Raw genomic sequence first — 18,852 nt, 5'->3', positions numbered from 1 at the left:
ATGCCTGACCACACAACAAAACTCGATTATGGACGGCGGGTCATTCACCTTGGCCGACGTTCCCGCCCCTTTATGCTCGTCGATGCCCGGTCCCTAGTGGTGTGCAGTGTGCTGTGGCTCGCGATCGCTGCGCTGGCGGTTTACGCCTTGGCTACCGGATCGGCGAAAATCACGCCCGCGGAGGTCGTCGACGTGATCTTCGGCCGCGGGGACGCGTACACCACCATGGTGGTAGGCGAGTGGCGCGCACCGCGCATCCTTATCGCGATTGTCCTGGGCGCCTGCCTGGCGCTTAGTGGTGCGATCTTCCAGAATCTGACGAAAAATCCCCTTGGCTCCCCGGATGTTATCGGTTTTCAAACCGGTTCCTATACCGGCGCGTTGGTGGTGATGCTGCTGCTGCGCGGAGGGAGCATAGCAATTATGGTCGGCGCGCTCGTCGGCGGTATCACCACTGCCTTCTTGGTGTTTTTCCTCTCTGCTTCGCGCGAGGCGGTTCGGGCAGTTCGCTTGATTATTGTCGGTATTGGTGTCAGCGCGATGCTTGCGTCCGTCAATGTGTGGCTGTTGCTCACCGCCACGGTCGAGGACGCGATCATGGCCGGTCTTTGGGGTGCAGGCAATTTGTCGGGTGTCTCGTGGGCTACCTTCGTGATAGTCGCGTGTGGGTCGGGGGCGTTCATCGTAGGGGCGGTGCTGCTGGCGCGGTCGTTGCGAGTGCTGCAGATTGGCGTCCCATTCGCTACAGCCCTTGGTCAAAATGTTCGTGGCGTGCAGGTCTGTGCGCTGCTGGTGGGCATTGGTCTGACCGCTTTGGCCACGGCCTCAGTCGGGCCAATTTCTTTCATTGCCCTCGCATCGCCGCAAATTGCTCGCCGTTTGGCGCGTGCTGACGGCTTGGCGTTGGGGCCCACGGCGGCAGTGGGTGCGGCATTGCTTTTGCTTGCCGACGTCACAGCGCAGCGCATTTATCCAGCATCGCCGCTTCCGGTGGGCATCGTCACCGTGTCCATCGGCGGCCTGTATTTTCTTTGGCTGCTTTTGAGGGAAGGAAAGAATCGATGACGCGTCTCATGGCTGAGCACGTTGCTTTGTCTTATGGAGACAAAGTGGTGTGCAAAGACGTCAGTGTGGCTATCCCGGATGGCGAGTTCACGGTAATCGTCGGTCCGAATGCGTGTGGAAAATCCACGCTGCTTAAGAGCTTAACGAGGCTTTTGCCGCCCACCAGCGGCACTGTCCTTCTTGATGGAAAACAGTTGCACTCGATGCCCACGAAAAAGGTGGCGCGGGAAATTGGGCTGTTGCCGCAAGGCCCTACCGCTCCCGACGGCATTCGGGTGGTGGACTTGGTTACCCGAGGGCGCAATCCACACCGGCGCATTTTCACACCCTGGACCCCGGAGGATGAAGAAGCAGTAGCCGCTGCCATGGACGCTACGGGCGTTCGCGACTTGTCGGGACGGTTCGTCGATGAACTCTCCGGGGGCCAGCGCCAAAGGGTCTGGATGGCAGTCGCGCTGGCGCAGCAGACACCCATTCTGCTGCTTGACGAGCCAACAACGTATCTGGACCTCAGCCACCAGATTGAGCTGTTGGAGCTGTGTCGCCGACTCAACCAGAACGACGGCCACACCTTGGTCGCGGTGCTCCACGATTTGAATCAGGCCGCCCGGTATGCGAGCTACATCATCGCGATGAAGGCTGGGGAAGTGGTGGCAGCCGGGTCCCCGGGTGAGGTTATTACCGAGACTTTGGTTGCTAATGTTTTCGGCCTCGATGCACGTGTGATCGAGGATCCAGAATCGTGCAGTCCTTTGGTTGTTCCGCGCTGGCAGCACAGCGGCGACCAGCGGCCCGGTTAGCGAGTGGCACCGCCCCCGAGCGCCAGTATACAATTAGGTTAGCCTAGCCACATATTGCTTGGCGTGTTCCTGCCTCGCTACAAGATTGGTGATCGATGTTCCGCACGTTCTCCGTTGCTGTTGTGGCTGCCGCAGCAGCGCTGTGCTCCTGCTCCGCGCCTCAGGAAAGCGAGGGCGAAAAAACAGCGACAGAAGCAGTCACTTTCGCCCACCCGTCCTACGAGGGGCAGGTAATTTCCTTTGACAAGAAGCCAGAAAAACTCGTCATGGAGTGCTACGCGTACAGTTCCTTGCACGACTACGACATCGCTCCAGTTGGGTTGTTCGGCTTTGGCTGCGACGACCCGGCAGTGAAAGAGGACATCGACCGCAACGGTATCCCCCTTCTTGGCAAGGAAGGCGAGATCGATATGGAGAAGCTCGCGGAGATGCGCCCTGATGCTGTTTTGGGCTACGGCACGCTGGAGGGATGGGGGTGGCTCGACGAGTCCGGCAACAAACAACTCCTGGGAGTTGCGCCTTTCGTCCCCCTGTCCAACTCGGACACCATTGATGGCCGAATCAACGAAAACCGCCAGATCGCTGCTTTCCTCGGCGGCGATGTGGAGTCCGATAAGGTCAAACGGGCTGACGAGGAATTGACCAAGGCAAAAGAGGATTTCCAGAAGGCAGTCGCGGGAACCGATCTCAAATTCCTGTTTGCAATTCCGACGAAGGAAATGCTCTACACCGCGAAAGATTTCGCGCAGCCCGAACTGTTTGCCCAGTTGGGTGCCCACGTCGCCGGACCGGAAAAACCAGAAAACGATAACCCGTGGGCGCGGGTTGCCTGGGAAGATGCTTCCTCGTACCCAGCGGACGTCATCTTTGTCGAGGGGTACGACGAGAGCTTCGATTTCGACGGTGAGCTGTGGCACGCGCTGCCTGCCGTGAAAGTTGGCCAGCTGAGCGGATGGGAGTTTAAGGGCGCCACCACCGCGATGAGTACCGCCAAGTGGCTCAACGACGTCACCCAGCTGGTCTCCTCGTCCAAAAAGGTCGCGTGACCCCACGTCGTGGGCAGAAGCTGCTCCACGTCTTAGACCAGCGACCGCAAAAACCTGGAACGATCGAGATACCCAGCTCCCAGCCCGACGAGTCAGGGCATGTCCGGGCGCGTCAACCCTCGATAATGCGCTGCGCGACGACGGTCACGCGCGCCTCGCGCCCAAGCGCCGATCGCAGGGTGTCCTCGATGCTCTCGTGCAGGGAATCCAGCGCGTCCTCACCGCCGCTGACCACCTCCACCGTTGCTGGGCCGACGCGCTTCAACGACGCCCCGCCATCGAGGATGCTCGATCCCTCCATCGCCCGGGTGCGGCGAAGCGCCCGCCACGCCTCGTCGAGTTCACCGCTCGGCGCCACGCTCAGGCGCACTGCGTAGACGCGGTCCTGGTGGTGGCCGCGCAGCCACTCGGTGGGCGGCTGCCAGAAGTACGTCATCGCTGGTAGGGGAGGTCGCTGGTCACGACCGGGTTGGGGTGGTTAATCACGTAGCGCACCGACGCCGCCGTAATGGAGTCGATGGCCTCCCCGTCGATCTCGCCGCGCCGCAGCACCGCGATGGCGTCCGCCTCGTCGCCGACGGTGGTCAACCAGGTGTCGCACATAGCGCGGAAACCGTCGTCCCAGTTCGCGCCGCCGTTATTGAGCAGCTCATTGCCGATCCGGCCGGCGATACGGACCACTTCCCCCTGCACGGTCTGCGCGGGCCCGGAACCTGGGACCAGGTAGTCCCACAACCAGGAGAACTGTGCGGGCACGCTCATCTCGGGCACGTCGATCCGGCTGGCTCCGTCGTGCGGCTCAATCCGCGGGACCGGCGGGACACCGGTCAGCCGGTACAGCTCCGCCATGGCGGTGTCGAGGGTTGCGTCCCTGTCGTCGGCCGTCCTTTTCCGCGACATTCGGGCGTGTTCCTTGCCCAGGCGAGTCACGAAACGGCGGCCTTCGTCGGTAAGGTGCGCGCCGGAAGCGAGCAGGACGGAGACGGTTTCCACCACGCGTGGCAGGTAGGACGGGTTGTCCTCCGCGACGGCCATGTCGGCCGCGGTGTACCCGAAGGTCCCGTGGACCGCGTGGACGTCGGCCCCGTGCTCGAGGAGCAAACGCACGGCGTCGGGACGATGATCGCGGGCAGCCACCACCAGCGGGGGTTTCCTGCCGGCATCCGGGTTGGCGCCGAGTTCCAGCAGGAGCCGCATCCTTTGGACGTCGCCTCTGCTTGCGGCGGTGGCCAGGGGCGTGGCACCGAACCGGTCGGGAAGATCTACGTCGAGGCCCTGCTCAACCAGCCACCGGGCCAGCTCGGGCGGGCACTCACGCACCGCCAGGGCAGTGTGTTTGTTGTAGCCAGTGGTCGCCTCCAACGCGCACGTGTCGTATACGGTTTTCATCGCGTCGAGGTCGCCGCTGGCCAAGATCTCTTCGAAGTCTTTCGGGAGGGTTTTGCGTGTGCGGGCCATAGGCTGATATTAGCCAGTATGGGGCAAAGTGGCTGGCCACTATCGACCCGCGACAGGGTCTGGTGGAGTGCCCGGTGCAGAATTTGACCAACAGCACGAGAAAGGTACAGAGCAACGAGCTGCACAAGAAGATCTGGCGCATCGCGAACGATCTGCCGGACGCGGTTGCCGAGTAGGGGCGCGTACAGTCCGTGGCACGCCAACTTGAGGAGAAGGGCGGTCTGACTCCGGAGGCTGCTGGACAGGCGCGTGCCCCTATTAGCGTCGCGTCCCTGCCAGCCAAGAACAAAACGGCAAGAATCCACCGAAAACGAGCGGCTCGGCGGATTCTTGCCGTTTAGCTTTTACCCGGAAGCGGGCGCGCCCCCGAACGAGCTACCCCCGCGGGTACACCCCGTCCTCGCCGAGGCGCGCGTCCGGGTCGAGCAGCAGCGCGATCTCCCCGTCGTGCGTGTTGCCCGGGGCAAAGCGGCGGTTTTCCACCTGCGTGAACAGCTCGCGCCGCCCGGTCATGCCGGCCTCGAGCCAGCCGGCGCCGGCGCGCAGCCGGGCGGTGGCCCGCGAGCGCCACTCGGAAACAGACGCGCCGGAAGCAGCGAGCGCCGCCTCGAACACGCCGGGGTGCGCCAGGACCACGAGCGCGCCGACGTGGCCGAAGCCGAGCGAGGTGAGCGCCGCGGCCTTCACGGCGCCGGCCCCCAGCGCCAGCGGGGCGCGCAGCCACACGAGGTTGCGGGACTTCTCGCCCACGAGCGGGTCGACGCAGTCCAGGGCGGCGTTGGCGGGGACGGTGCCGGTGGAGAGGACGTCGATAAGCCCGCCGACCTGGAACAATGCCGCGCCGGCCTTGGCGTGGCCCGTGAGCGTCTTCTGGGAGATGACGTAGAGGGGCGCGCGGGCGTCGCGGCCGATGGCGGGCCAGAGCAGCGAGTGCAGCTCGGACTCGTTCGGGTCGTTGGCGTTGGTGGAGGTGTCGTGCTTGGACAGCACGCTGACGTCGTCGGGCGTGAGCCCCAGCGAGGCCAGGGACCGCGCCAGGCGCGAGGCCGTGCCGCCGCGGGCTGCGCCGAGCACGCCCAGGCCGGGCGCCGGGATGGAGGTGTGGGCGCCGTCGCCGAAGGAAGAGGCGTAGGCGATGACGGCGCGCACCGGCAGGCCTAGCTGCGCGGCGACGGAGCCGCGGGCGATGAGCACGGTGCCGCCGCCCTCGGCCTCGAGGAAGCCGCCGCGGCGGCGGTCGTTGGCGCGCGAGATGAAGCGCTCGGAGATCCCCTTCGCGGTCATGGCGGCGGTCTCGGCGGTGGCGTTCATCTGGCCGAAGCCCTCGAGCGATTCGACCTGCACGTCGTCGATGCCGCCGGCGACGACGAAGTCGGCCTTGCCCACGGCGATCTTGTCCACGGCCTCCTCGATGGACACCGCGGCGGTGGCGCACGCGCCGACCGGGTGGATCATCGAGCCGTAGCCGCCGACCAGCGACTGCATGACGTGCGCGGCGACGACGTTGGGCAGCGCCTCCTGCAGGATGTCGGTCTGGCGCTCCTCGCCGAGCAGCCGGGAGACGAAGACCTGGTGGAGGGACTCCATGCCGCCGATGCCGGTGCCCTGCGTGGAGGCCACGTCGACGGGGTGGACGGCGCGCAGCAGCTCGGCGGGGGTGAAGCCGGCGGTGACGAAGGCGTCGACGGCGGTGACCAGGTTCCACACCGCGATGCGGTCCATGTTGTCCACCATCTGCGCCGGGATGCCCCAGCGGGAGGGGTCGAAGTCGTCCGGCATCTGGCCGGCGACGGTGCGCGAGAGCGTGGCCTTGCGCGGCACGCGGGCGGTGGCGCCGGCGAGGCGGGTGACGGTCCATTCGCCGTCGACAAGCTCGACCCTCGTCTTGGCGGGGTCGGCGACCTCGATGTCGCGGGCCGTGGCCTCGCTGTCGACGGTGAAGGTGATGTCGCGGTCGAGGTAGACCTCGGCGAGGTCGATGGAGCCCTTGTCGGTGAGGAAGTACTTGTCCGTCAGCTCGCGCACGCCGGCCCGGGCGACGACCTCGTCGCGGAAGCGCTCGTAGATGTCCTCCTCGGCGACCGGGGCGCCCTCGGCGTCGTACCAGCCGGGTGTCGGGTCCTCGGACCAGGTGACCAGGCCGGTCATCCAGGCCAGCTCGAGCACGCCGGCGGCGGTGAGGTCCACCGAGCCGTCGCGGCGGATGCCGTACTCGGCCTCGCGGCGGGTGCGCCCGGAGCCCCAGGAGGACACCTCGCCGAGGCCGACGATGACAATCATGTCGTCGAGGCTGCACGCCACCTCGCCGACCTGCGCGCCCTCCGGCTGCTCCGGGGTGGCCACGTTGGGCAGGGCCTTGATCGCGCTATCGCGTGTCGACGCCTCACCAGCGCCCCCCACACCTTCAGCGCCGCGCGCCAGCTCCGCGATGGACACGCCCGCGGAATCGAGCCCGCCGGTGAGATCGAGGTCCAGCGGCGCCTCGGCCGCCTTCGCCCGCGACTCCGGGGTGACCAGCCCCATGAGCTCGGCCGAGATCTCCTCGGGGCTCCACACGTGGATGCCCGCCTTCTCGGCCGAGGGAACGAGCACGTCGTTTCCGCCCATGAGGGAGGTGCCGGCGACCCAGCCGATGCGGGCCTGGGCGAGGGTGACGCCCTCGGGCCAGCCGGTCTCGGCGGACCACTTGTTCACCACCGCGTCGAGTGCGGCCTTGACCTCGCCGTACGCGCCGTCGCCGCCGAAGATGCCGCGGTTCGGCGAGCCCGGCAGGACCACGTGCGTGCGTGTGGCGGGGAAGTCGTCGGCGGCCTGGGCGAGCTCGGACAGTCGCGCGATGGTGCGCTCGAGCGACCACAGCAGCAGTCGGGCCTGGGTCTCGGCGTTGCCGCCGACCTCGGCCAGCGAGCCGGACACGCCCGGCGCCGCGAAGGGGAACGCGAGGGTGGGGGTGAGCGCCGGCTTGATCACGCGCACCTCGTTGCCCACCGTCTCGCGCTGCTCGGCGCCGATCCAGGCGGTGAGCGCGTCGATGTCGCGGTAGCTGGACAGGTTCGCCGGCACCAGCCACAGCGCCGCGCCCGCGGAGGCGTGGTCCCGGTAGAGGGCGCGGGCGAACTCCTTGCGCGCCTGGCTCACACGCGAAGCGGTCATGACGACCGTCGCGCCGCCCTCCAGCAGACGCTGCACCAGCGCCGTCGCAATGGAGCCGGGGGCCGCGCCGGTGACGAGGGCGACGTCGCCGGCGTAGGGCAGCTGCGGGGTGGTAAGCGCCGCCTCGGCGATCTCGCCCAGCGGGCCGACGAAGCCACGCTCGGCGTACCACTGCGCCTGCTGCGCTACGGTGGCGCCGGTGCCGGCGAAGCGCTCCACGGCGATCTCCGCCTCGCCGAGGGCCACCCGGGCGAGATCCTCGCGGGCTTGCGCCCAGCGGTCGTCGAAAAGCACGGCCTGGCGCTCGTCGAAGACCGGGGTGACCTGCTCGACCCAGCCGGCGCCGAGCTCGGCCTCGACGGTCTCCAGCACCGTCGTGTCGGGCGCCTCGACCTCGGGGTGCTCCTCCTCGATGCCGAGCTTGGACAGCAGGGTGCGGGCGGTGGCCACGAGCGTGTCGGTGACCTCGGCGCGGTAGGCGTCGAGCGCCGCCGAGTCGACGACCCCGCCGCCGGAGCCGGTCGCGGCCGCGCCCTTGGACACGGACTGGCCGTGGCGGGACGCGACGTTCTGGACGGCCGCATCGACGAGCGCCGCCGCGTCCGCCTTGGAGGCCACGCCCGGAAGGGTGGTCAGCGAGCCGCCCCGCACGGACTCCTCCGCGCGGGTGCCCAGCAGGATCTCCGCCTCGACGTGCGGGGTCCAGCTGGCGGGCAGGCCCCAAGCGCCGGTGAGCTGCTCGGCGACGTAGGCGGGCTTCAGACCAGCCGCGCCCAGCAGGGTGCGCAGGCGCGTGGTCACGGCCTCGTTGAGCACGGTGCCGAAGGGGGAATAGCCGGGCGCGGCGGTGGTGACGCGCTCGCGCAGGGTGGCCACGTCGGCCTCGGCGGCGCCGTCGATGGCGGGCACGCCCAGCTCGGCGGACATGTCCATGAGCAGCTGGTTGCGGCGCGAGGACACACCGCCGGTGAGCTCCTCGATGGTGTCCGAGTCCGAGATCTGCTCGAGGCGGATCTTGTTCTGGAAGGCGAAGAGCACCTCGATCGCCTCGGCGGCGCCGAAGGCGAGGTCGGCGGCCGGGGCCCCGGAGGGGGCGGCAGCCGCGACGGGTGCGGGGGCTGCGGCGGGCTCGGCGGGCGCGGCGGGTGCTGCGGGTGCGGGGGCCTCGGGCAGCTCCGCCTCGGGCGCCTCCGGCAGCTCCGGCTCGGGGGCGGCGACGACGTCGTTGAGCATGACGCGGTCCTGCTCCGCCTCAACGTTGAGCACCGGCACGTGGCGGCCCACGACGTCCATCTCGCGCTTGGCCAGGTTGGTCAGCGTCGGGGAGGAAGCGAGGCCGACCTCGATGATCTGGTCGACGCGCTCGAGCAGCAGGTCCTGGGTTTCGATCCAGCGCACCGGGGAGGCGAACTGCCAGGCCAACAGCTCGATGAGGAGGGTGCGCGCCAGCTCGTCGCGCTCGGCGGCGTCCACGTCCAGGCCGCGCAGGCGCTCGGCGGGCACGACCTCGGTGATGGCGTCGACGAAGTCCTGCGTGAGCTCGAAGGGGCGGGCCACGAGGTTGGGCACGTAGCGCCCGACGAGGGTGTCGGCGTCGATGGTGGCGGGCAGCAGCTCGTCGAGTTTGTCGGCGAAGGCGGGCACGCCGTCGCGCAGCACGCGCGAGTGGAAGGGCACGTCGATGCCGGGGACGGTGACAAAGGCGCGCTCGCGCACGGAGTTCGCGGCCTGGGCGAGGGCGGCGAGGCCCTTCTTCGTGCCCGCGACCGAGTACTGCTGGCCGGAGATGTTGTAGTTGACAATCTCCAAAAACTCCCCGGTCCTCTCCGCCACGCGGGCGACGTAGCCCTCGACCTCGTCGGCGGCGACGCCGATCATGTTCGGGCGCAGCGCCCCCATGCCGTACTCGGAGTTGCCCTCGGCGTCGCGCGGCACGAGCGAGCCCATCGCGGAGCCGCGGGAGTAGACGATGTCGATGACGGCCTCGAGGTCGAAGATGTTCGCCAGGGAGGCCAGCGCCGTGTACTCGCCGAGCGAGTGGCCGGCGTAGAATGCGCCCGTCGCCAGGGCGTTGCCCACCCGCAGGCGCTCCGTCTGGGCGTAGGCGACGACGGCGAGCGCCACCTGGGTGAACTGCGTCAGGTGCAGCACGCCCTGCGGGTGCTTGAACTCGGTGCCGCGCACCGTGAGGGAGGCCGGGTTCTCGTCCACGATCCGGCGGATGGAAAAGCCCAGGTTGGCGCGGGTGTGGCGGTCGGCGCGGCGCCAGATCTCGCGGGCCGCCGGGCTCGCGTCGCGGTCGGCGGCGCCCATGCCCTCGGACTGCACGCCCTGGCCGGGGTAGACGTACGCGGTCGCCGGCTGGGCGAGCAGCGCCTGGCCGCGCGAGACCACCTCGCCGCCGATGCGGCAGGTCACCTCGAGGGCGGGGCGCACGCCGACGCGGCCGACGCGCTCGACGGTGATCTCGACCTCGTCGTCGAGCTGCACCATCCCGTACATGGAGTAGGTCCAGCCGGTGACGGCGCCGTGGCGCCCGGCGAGGTGCTGCGCGGTGGCCGACAGCCACATGCCGTGCACCAGCGGCGCCGTAAGCCCGACGAGGCCGGAGGCGTGGTACGAGGTGTGGATCGGGTTGTAGTCGCCCGAGACCAGCGCGAAGGGCGTCATGTCGTGCGGGGCGGTGACGGTGGCGCGGTCGACGAAGGAGCGCGGGGTGGGCTCCACCTTGTCGGCCTCGGGGCCGCCGCCGAAGGCGGGGGCGGCGCTCGGCGGGGTGGCCACGGTGGCGCGCCCGCGGATGGCGAAGCGGTGCATCTGGGTGGCCACGAGCCGCTCGCCGTCGCGGAGCTCGAGCTCCACGGTGACGATGCGCCCGGAGGCGGACTCGTCGATGGCGCTGCAGCGGGAAGTGACGGTGATGGTGCGGCCGTCGGCAAGCTCAGCGAGCGGCACGCGCAGGTCGATGACGTGGTCGAGGTGCACCGCGTTGAGCAGGCCCTCGATGACGGGGAAGCCGTCGGGCAGCAGGCCGGAGCCGAGCGCGGTGTAGATCGCGGGCCAGCACGGGCCGACGAGCGCGTCCGCGGTGCCGGCGGGCACGTCGGTGCCCAGCGCGGCGCCGGTGACGGCGGTGTGCGCCCGGAGCAGGGAGGCAGGGAAGGTAAAGGAGGAGGTGGCCACGCCGAAGGGGGCGTCGGCGGTGACGGAGCCCTCGGCGATGCGCGGCATCTCGGTGATGGCGTCGCCCGCCTCGGAGGTCGAGCCCACGCCGGCCAGGCCCGCCAGCAGGGCGTAAACGGATGCGGGAAGACGCTCGTCGGAGACCACCGGGGAGCCGCCCGTGGCCACGCCGGCGGGCAGGTCGAGGGGGATGGTCACGTCGCGCACGTAGAAGGGGCGCTGTTCCTCCGGCAGGTCGTCCCAGGCGGAGTCGGTGATGACGCGGATGGCCCAGCCCTCGTCCTCCTCGACGATCTCGTAGGCCTCCGGCGCCATCGTGTGCGCCGGGTTGTCCATGAGGTGGCCGTGCCAGACCAGCGTCGGCGCGGCGCGCAGGTACTCCTCGACGCTTTCCGCGTCCGCCAGGCGGGAGTAGAGGTCGTGGACGGGGGTGCCGGCGCCCTGAAGCGACTGCGTCGCGGCGCCCTCGAAGCGGGCGAGCAGCTCGGCGACCGGCTCGTTTTTCTTCGTAATGCCCGCCACCGCCACGGGGCCGGGGATGATGCGCACCTGGTCGGCGGTGTAGCGCTCGTCCTGCGCCTGCCACAGCGTGTCCTTGCCAAACCACGACTTCAGGTCGCCGTCGATCGCCGGGACCCACGGCATCGGCTTGGGGTAGGCGTAGTGCAGGCCGATCCACCACGCCGCGTCGCGCGGAGAGACCGTCGCCTCCCGCGCCTGCGGGTACGCGTCGAGCAGCGTGGCGACGGCCTCCGGGGCGTTCACCCCCACCTCCGGGAAGAGGGTGTCAATCTCGCCGTGGTCCGCCTCGTTCAGGCGGGCCTCGACGCGCTGGAGCAGCGCGTGGAAGCGCGCGTCCCAGGAGGCGTCGACGAAGGGGTGCGCCAGCTCGACGAAGCGCTCGACCCACTGCGCGTACGTCATCGTCTCGACGTCGCCGAAGTAAGGCTTCGAGGTCCGAGACAGCGCGTCGATGATCTCCTCGCGGCGGGACTCGTAGTCCTCGATGGGCATGTTGGTGATCAGGCGCGACGCCTGGGCAAAGGAGTTGTCCAGGTCGTGGATGTCGGCCAGCAGGTGGCTCTGGGACGAGGCGACGCCGTTGCGGGCGGAGCCGCGCGCGACCCAGCCGCCGTTGTCCTCCGGGCTGATGCCCGCGGCGTTGACCAGCAGGTCCTTGACCGAGTCGGTGGCCTTGGCCTCCTTGGTGGCCATGGCGACGGTGCCGATGAAGACGGCGTCGACCGGCATAAGCGGCAGGTCCCAGCGGGTCGCCCAGTCGCCGGTGAGAAGCTCCGCGGCGCGCTCGGGGGAGAAGATGCCGCCGCCGGTGGCGAGGTAGACGTTGTCGTGGGCGCGGACCTCGGCGTAGGTGTCGATGAGCATGTCGTCCAGGTCCACCCACGAGTGGTGGCCGCCGGCGTGGCCGTCTTCGACCATAAGGATGATGGGCACCTGCGGGTTCGCGGCCGCGATGGCGAGCGCGTCGCGGACATGCTTGACGGTGCCCGGCTTGAAGGCGACGTAGGGGAAGCCCTCCGCGTGCAGCTGTGCGAGCAGCTCGGTCGCTTCCTCGACGTCCGGGATGCCCGCCGAGACGCACACGCCGTTGAAGGGGGCGCCGGCGGCGCGCGCCTTGGGCACCATGCGGGTCTGGCCGAAGTGCATGTTCCACAGGAAGCGGTCGAAGAACATGGTGTTGAACTGGGCGGTGCGGCCCGGCTCGAGGTGGGCGACGAGGGTGTCCTTGTGCTCGTTGAACACCTCCTCGGAGTACATGCCGCCGCCGGCGAGCTCCGTCCAGTAGCCGGCGTTGGCGGCCGCGGCGACGATCTCGCCGTCGGCGGAGGTCGGCGTCATGCCGCCGAGGATGACGGGGGAGAGCCCGGTGAGGGTGGAAAAGCGCGTCTGCGTGTAGGTCGTGCCGTCGGGCAGGCGCACAAGCCGCGGGGCGTAGCGCGCGTAGTCCGCGGCCTCCGGCAGCGTCGCGCCGGGCACCGCCAGGCGGTCGCGTGCGGCGGCGGAGTCGGCGGTGATGACGGCCACGCCGGAGCCCGCGGTGAGCTTCTCGGTGATGGTGGCCACGGCCGAGTCGAGCGAGAGGATGTGGCTCGGCGCCGCGGCGAGCACCTCGCGGACGCGGGCGGGCCAGTCGTGGCGGTCCACGAGGATCGCCTGCGCCAGTTCGCGCGGGCTGTCCTCGCCGAAGTCGATGCCGCACGCCTCGGCCCACTCGGCGGCGAGCTCCACGGCGGCGGCGTTGGAGGTGCTGTGGAAGGGGTAGGCGACCGGGAGGGCGTCGAAACGCGGGGTGATCTCGGAGCCGCCGAACTCGGCGGCCTCGAGCCGGGCGTTGTACGCAGCGGCGGCGGCCTCGATGCGCTCGCGGGCCGCGGCCAGCTGCTCGGGCTCCCCCGCGAGCACGACGTGGTGCGGCCCGTTGATGACAGAGACGAGCTCGCCCGCATGCTTCTCGACGTCCTCTCGGTGCACACCACGCACGCTGAGCATCCGCGGCGCCGTGTCGGTCGCCCCGTGCGTCGCGGAGGCCGCCGCGCCCAGGATGAGCGCGAAGGCGAGCGCGTGCTCGGGGTGGCGCACCGCGGCGACGCCGAGGGTTCCCTGGGAATGGCCGGCGAGGATCGCCTCGTCGACGGCGAGGCCGAGGGAGCGCAGCTGCTCGGCCGCGGCGAGCTGGGCCAGCACGATGCCCGGCACGCTCACGGCCGGGAAGGCGTCCGCGTCGGCGGTGTCGGCGGGCTGGTCCGGGTCCATGAGCGTGCGCAGGCGCTGCACCGCGCCCGGCACGGCCGAGGCGAGAGGGCGGGCGACGGGGCCGGTGAGCTCTCGGGCCGCGGCGAGCAGGCCGGTCAGGCGGGAGTGGGCGAGGGGGCTGGTGGTGGCGTCGGACAGCGCTGCCTGCCAGGCGCTTCCCTGCCCCTGGAAGACGATGGCGGGGGAGGTGATGGAGGAAATCGGAGTGAGCGACATCGGCGAAAGTCTTTCGTGAGAAGGGGGGTTACAGCGGCATGTTGCCGTGCTTGCGGGCGGGGCGAGAGACGGTCTTGTCCCGGTACAGGCGCAGGTTGGCGGCCACGGCCTGGCGGGTCTCCGAGGGCAGGATGACGGCGTCGATCAGCCCGCGCTCGGCGGCGCGGTAGGGGTTCAAGATGGCGTCTTCGTACTCGCGCTCGTAGCTCTTGATCAGCTCGGCGAGCTCCTCGCCGTCCATCCCGGACGCGCGGGCGGCCTTGATGTCTTTGCGGTTGATGAAGCCGACGGCGCCCGCCGCGCCCATCACCGCGATCTGCGCGGTGGGCCACGCGAGGTTGACGTCGGCGCCTAGGCCCTTCGAGCCCATCACGCAGTAGGCGCCGCCGTAGGACTTGCGCATGGTGACGGTGATCTTGGGCACCGTGGCCTCGGCGTAGGCGTAGAGCAGCTTCGCGCCGCGGCGCAGGATGCCGCCGTGCTCCTGGCTCGCGCCGGGCAGGAAGCCGGGCACGTCGACGAGCAGCACGAGGGGGATGTTGAAGGCGTCGACGGTGCGCACGAAGCGGGCGGCCTTCTCGCTGGAGTCGATGTCGAGGCAGCCGGCGAAGACGCTCGGCTGGTTGGCCAGGAAGGCGACGACTTCGCCGTCGATACGCGCGAGCGCGGTGACGACGTTCTCCGCGCGCTTTTCCATGATTTCGAAGAACTCCCCGTCGTCGGCGAGGCGCGTGATCACCTCGCGCACGTCGTAGGGCTGGTTGGGCGAGTCGGGGATGATCTCGTCGAGTTCGAGGTCGGCGGCTGTGATCTCGGGCTCGGGGTCCGCGGGCTCGGCCGGGGGAGTGTGGCGCGCGCTCGAGGGCAAGTAGCCGACGAGGTCGGTGACCCAATCGAGGGCGTCCTCGTCGGAGGAGGCGACGTAGTGGCAGTTGCCGGCCTGCGTCATGTGCACCCACGCGCCGCCGAGTTCCTCCTGGGTGATCTGCTCGCCGGTGACGGTGGTGATGACGTCGGGGCCGGTGACGAACATGCGCGACTTCTGGTCCACCATGACCACGAAGTCCGTCAGCGCAGGGGAGTAGGCGTTGCCGCCGGCGCAGGCGCCCATGATCACGGAGATCTGCGGAACGACGCCGGAGGCCTCGACGTTCTGGCGGAAGGTTTGGGCGATCCAGTCGAGGGAGACCGCGCCCTCCTGGATGCGGGCCCCGGCGCCCTCGTAGAGGCCGATGAGCGGGCGGCCGGTGGTGACGGCGAGCTGTTGGATTTTCACCATCTTTTCGCCGTAGACCTCGCCGAGCGCCCCGCCGAAGACGGTGCCGTCCTGGGAGAACACGCAGACCTCGCGGCCGTCGATGGTGCCCCAGCCGGTGACGATGCCGTCGGTGAGCGGGCGCCGCGCCTGCATCCCGAACTCGTGGGTGCGGTGGCGCACCAGCTGGTCGGTCTCGACGAAGGAGCCCTCGTCGAGGAGGTAGTCCAGGCGCTCCCGGGCGGTGAGGCGCCCGGATTCACGCACCTTCTCGTGAGCTTTCTCGCCCATCGGGGTCTGTGCTTCGGCGCGGCGCCTCTTCAGGTCCGCGATCTTCTGGGCAGTGGTCTGGGGCCCGTCGAGGGCGTCCAGTTCGCTGAGGTGGGAAGAAACCGTCATGCGGGGGAGTCTAAGGTTTGGCCGTGCTCGTTAGAACTAGCAAACCACCAAAACCTACGAATTGGTAGGTTACTGAAAGGTAAGTTGTGGCTTTGCCGTGCTGATATGCTGCCGGTGTGATTTTCGCCACTCTATTGCTGTGAAGGAGTCAGGATGTACGTCGGGACGGACATAGTGCACATCCCGGGGTGCGCGGAGCAGCTCGCCACGCCCGGGTCGCGCTTTAGCGCGGTCTTCAGCGAGCGCGAGCTGCGTGCCTGCGCCGCCAAGCCCAACCGCGCGGCCTCTCTCGCGGCTCGGTGGGCGGCGAAGGAGGCCTATATCAAGGCGTGGTCCCAGTCGCTCTACGGCTCCCCGCCGCCCGTTGCCGCGGACGCCGTGGACTTCGCCGAGATCGAGGTTGTGCCCGACGCCTTCGGGCGCGTCGCCATCGTGCTGCGCGGCGCGTTGGCGCGGGTGGGGCCGCCCGCGGTGTCGCTGTCGCTGTCCCACGACGGGGACTATGCGGTGGCGGTGTGCGTGGTTCTCCCGCGCGAGAATTCAATGTGATGAACATTAAAGTTCACTAGTTGGAAAAAGGGCGCGCGGGGCTGCTACCGTACCCCTATGACCGATAGGACATCCGCCCCCACCGTTCGCGACATCCCCCGCGAACAAGGCTGTGACGTGGTGTATTTCTCCTCGGCAAGCGAAAACACCCACCGGTTCGTCGCTCGGCTCGACCGCCCCGGCACGCGGATCCCCCTGCGCCCGCGCACCGACGGCATGATCCGGGTCAACCGGCCCTACGTGCTCGTCGTCCCCACCTACGGGGGCGGCCGACGCGCCCAAGCCGTGCCGCGCCAGGTCGTCGCATTTCTTAACGACGCCCACAACCGCGCCCTCTTGCGCGGCGTCATCGTGGGCGGCAACCGCAACTTCGGCACCGACTACTGCATCGCCGGGCCCATCATCGCCAGAAAGTGCGGGGTCCCCGTGCTCCACCGCTTTGAACTCCTGGGCACGCCGCGCGACGTCGACACAGCCAACCAGATCCTGCGTTCCCTCTTCGGCCCGCCGGCCGAGACGCACCGACGAAAGGAAACCCGCCTGTGAGCGCCATCAAGCCCTCGCTTCTCGACGCCTCCCACACGCCCCCGCAGTTCGCCCGAGACCCCCGCGCGCGCCTGCGCCCCATCAACTGGAATCGCGTCCAGGACGACAAAGACCTCGAGGTGTGGAACCGCCTCACCGCCAACTTCTGGCTCCCGGAGAAGGTCCCCCTGTCTAACGACCTGCAGGACTGGAAACAGCTGACCGAGCTGCAGCGGCGCCAGACCATCCGCGTCTTTACCGGCCTGACCATGCTGGACACCGTGCAGGCCACGGTCGGGGAGATCGTCCAGATCCAGGACGCGACGACCGAGCACGAGCAGGCCGTGTACACCAACATCGCGTTCATGCAGTCGATCCACGCGAAGTCCTACTCGTCGGTGTTTTCTACGCTCACCAGCACCCCGGAGATCGACGACGCCTACGCCTGGGCCGTGTCCAACGACGTGTTGCAAGCGCGCGCGAAGACGGTTCTCGCGCATTACTTCGGCGAGGATCCACTCAAGCGCAAGGCAGCGTCGACGCTTTGCTCCTCGCTTATGCTCTACGCCGGCTTCTACCTGCCGCTGTATTTGGCGGCGCGTTCCCGGCTGATGAACACCGCCGACATGATCCGCCTCATCCTGCGCGACAAGGCGGTGCACGGCTACTACTCCGGCTACAAGTACCAGCGCGGCCTGGAGAAGCAGCCCGCCGCGCGGCGAGACGAGATGCGCACCTTCGTCCACGACCTGCTCGACGAGCTCTACGAGCTCGAGCTCGACTACAGCGGCGACCTCTACGCCCCGCTGGGCCTGGAAGACGAGGTTGCGGTGTTCATCCGCTACAACGCCAACAAGGCAATGATGAACCTCGGCTACCCCGCCTACTTCCCGCCGGAGGAGACCGAGGTCGCGCCCGAGGTCTTGAGCGCCCTATCCCCGGGTGCGGACGAAAACCACGACTTCTTCTCCGGCTCCGGGTCCTCCTACGTCATGGGCACCTCCGAGGACACGGACGACGCGGACTGGGACTTCTAAACCCCGAAAGGACCACCACTCATGAACGCGACAATCTCCATCCTGGTGGGAAGCCTGCGCCGCGCCTCCATCGCCCGGACGATCGCCACCGCCACCGTCAACATGTTCCCCGCGGGCGTCGACGCCCGCATCGTGGAGATCGGCCACCTGCCGCTCTATAACTTTGACTACGACGACCCGGGCGTCACCGACGTGGACACCCCGGCCGAGTACACGCAGTTCCGCCAGGTCATCGCCGCCTCCGACGGCGTCCTCTTTGTCACCCCGGAAAACAACCGGACCATCCCCGCCTGCCTGAAAAACGCGGTGGACATCGGTTCGAAGCCCAACGGCAACGCCGCGTGGCGGGGCACCCCCGCCGGGATCATCAGCCACTCCGTCGGCCGCATGGGCGGCTACAGCTCCCAGAAGAACCTCCGGCTCGCGCTGTCCTACTTTGACATGCCGATGCCCGGCCAGCCGGAGGTCTTTCTTGGGCAGTCCCCGACGCTGCTCGCCGAGGACGGAACCTTCTCCAACGAGACGACCTACGCGTTTGTGCATGATTACGTCGCGCGCTTCGCGGAACTCGTGGAAAAGCACCGCTAGGCCTCTGCCCCGGGGGTTCGGGTGCTGCTGGGCGCCCCTGGGGCGTCGAAAAGCAATATGCTCGGGCGCATGACGGTTCAGGACATCTCTTTCATCCAAACCAACGTCGCCGAGGCGTGGCGCGACGTGCGCTGGGTCGACACGACCGGCTCCACGAATAAGCAGTTGCTGGACGAGGGCACCCCCGGCGACATCCTCATCGCCGACGAACAAACCGCCGGGCGCGGCCGGATGGACCGCACGTGGGTCACCCCGCCCGGCTCCCAGCTGTGCTTCAGCGCCCTGCTCGAGGCCGACCCCGCCGAGCGCCTCGGCCTGCTGCCGCTGGCGGCGGGCCTGGCCGTCGCCGACGTCCTGCCGGAAACGCGCCTGAAATGGCCGAACGACGTGCTGCTGCACGACAAGAAGCTGGCCGGCATCCTCGCCGAGGCCGACTTCAACGGCCCGTGCCCCCGCGTCGTCGTCGGCGTGGGCATCAACGTGGCGTGGCGGCGCGAGGACCTGCCGGTGGAGACTGCCACCTCCCTCAACCTCGAGGGCATCGACGTCGAATGGGACCAGTTCGCCGTGGACATCCTGCTGGCGCTCGCCGAGCGCGTGCAGCAGTGGCGCGAGGACCCCGAGGCCCTGTTGGACGACTACCGCGGCGTCTGCGCCACGCTCGGGCAGAGCGTGCGCCTCGAGCGCGCGGGCGGCGACGTCGAGGGCACCGTCGACGGGATCAGCTCCACAGGCGAGATCCTCATTGACGGCACCGCCTACTCCGCGGGCGACGTGACCCACCTGCGCCCAGCCCACTAACA

General features: G+C 68.8%; 12 protein-coding genes. 8 read left to right on the top strand and 4 right to left on the bottom strand.

Annotation, left to right across the window (positions count from 1 at the left end):
• The 3 genes from BLT81_RS07800 to BLT81_RS07790 all read left to right on the top strand — a co-directional run bounded on the left by BLT81_RS07800 (nt 1) and on the right by BLT81_RS07790 (nt 2,911).
• The gene (locus BLT81_RS07800) at nt 1-1,065 is read left to right on the top strand and encodes a FecCD family ABC transporter permease (protein ID WP_040421418.1); all 1,065 of its coding nucleotides are present in this window, start codon (nt 1-3) and stop codon (nt 1,063-1,065) included.
• Nucleotides 1,062-1,865, top strand: a complete 804-nt coding sequence (locus BLT81_RS07795; protein ID WP_019194402.1) for an ABC transporter ATP-binding protein — start codon at nt 1,062-1,064, stop codon at nt 1,863-1,865. Before BLT81_RS07800 ends, BLT81_RS07795 begins: the two co-directional genes overlap by 4 nt.
• Nucleotides 1,866-1,960: 95 nt before the next feature.
• Nucleotides 1,961-2,911: an ABC transporter substrate-binding protein gene (locus BLT81_RS07790; RefSeq protein WP_019194403.1), complete on the top strand. Its 951-nt coding sequence runs from the start codon at nt 1,961-1,963 to the stop codon at nt 2,909-2,911.
• 112 nt (nt 2,912-3,023) lie between these two features.
• Here BLT81_RS07790 and BLT81_RS07785 read toward each other — a convergent pair whose 3' ends face one another.
• From BLT81_RS07785 to BLT81_RS07770, 4 genes are all read right to left on the bottom strand, one after another.
• Entirely contained in the window at nt 3,024-3,347 is a 324-nt protein-coding gene (locus BLT81_RS07785; RefSeq protein WP_019194404.1) for a hypothetical protein, read from the bottom strand.
• Nucleotides 3,344-4,369 carry an ankyrin repeat domain-containing protein gene (locus BLT81_RS07780; protein ID WP_019194405.1) on the bottom strand — a complete coding sequence of 342 codons (1,026 nt, stop codon included), beginning with the start codon at nt 4,367-4,369 and terminating at the stop codon, nt 3,344-3,346. The genes BLT81_RS07785 and BLT81_RS07780 overlap by 4 nt, the downstream gene beginning before the upstream one ends.
• 375 nt (nt 4,370-4,744) lie before the next feature.
• Nucleotides 4,745-13,696: a type I polyketide synthase gene (locus BLT81_RS07775; protein ID WP_019194407.1), complete on the bottom strand. Its 8,952-nt coding sequence runs from the start codon at nt 13,694-13,696 to the stop codon at nt 4,745-4,747.
• A gap of 28 nt (nt 13,697-13,724) precedes the next feature.
• A complete protein-coding gene (locus tag BLT81_RS07770) occupies nt 13,725-15,350 on the bottom strand; it encodes an acyl-CoA carboxylase subunit beta (protein ID WP_019194408.1) in 1,626 nt (541 codons plus the stop codon).
• Nucleotides 15,351-15,503: 153 nt separating this feature from the next.
• Here BLT81_RS07770 and acpS point away from each other — a divergent pair, with 153 nt between their 5' ends.
• From acpS to BLT81_RS07745, 5 genes are all read left to right on the top strand, one after another.
• The gene (acpS, locus tag BLT81_RS07765) at nt 15,504-15,899 is read left to right on the top strand and encodes a holo-ACP synthase AcpS (protein WP_019194409.1); all 396 of its coding nucleotides are present in this window, start codon (nt 15,504-15,506) and stop codon (nt 15,897-15,899) included.
• Between the two features lie 57 nt (nt 15,900-15,956).
• Complete coding sequence (gene nrdI / locus BLT81_RS07760; protein WP_051011496.1) at nt 15,957-16,445, top strand: class Ib ribonucleoside-diphosphate reductase assembly flavoprotein NrdI; 489 nt, start codon at nt 15,957-15,959, stop codon at nt 16,443-16,445.
• Complete coding sequence (gene nrdF, locus BLT81_RS07755) at nt 16,442-17,461, top strand: class 1b ribonucleoside-diphosphate reductase subunit beta (protein ID WP_019194411.1); 1,020 nt, start codon at nt 16,442-16,444, stop codon at nt 17,459-17,461. The genes nrdI and nrdF overlap by 4 nt, the downstream gene beginning before the upstream one ends.
• Before the next feature lie 21 nt (nt 17,462-17,482).
• Nucleotides 17,483-18,049 (top strand): NADPH-dependent FMN reductase, encoded by a 567-nt coding sequence (locus BLT81_RS07750; protein WP_019194412.1) that lies wholly within the window; start codon nt 17,483-17,485, stop codon nt 18,047-18,049.
• A 69-nt stretch (nt 18,050-18,118) separates the two neighbouring features.
• A complete protein-coding gene (locus tag BLT81_RS07745) occupies nt 18,119-18,850 on the top strand; it encodes a biotin--[acetyl-CoA-carboxylase] ligase (RefSeq protein WP_231286633.1) in 732 nt (243 codons plus the stop codon).
• The last annotated feature ends 2 nt before the right edge of the window (nt 18,851-18,852 follow it).

The organism is Corynebacterium timonense (genome assembly GCF_900105305.1).
GTDB lineage: Bacteria > Actinomycetota > Actinomycetes > Mycobacteriales > Mycobacteriaceae > Corynebacterium > Corynebacterium timonense.
This window is presented reverse-complemented; position numbering and strand designations above follow the sequence as displayed.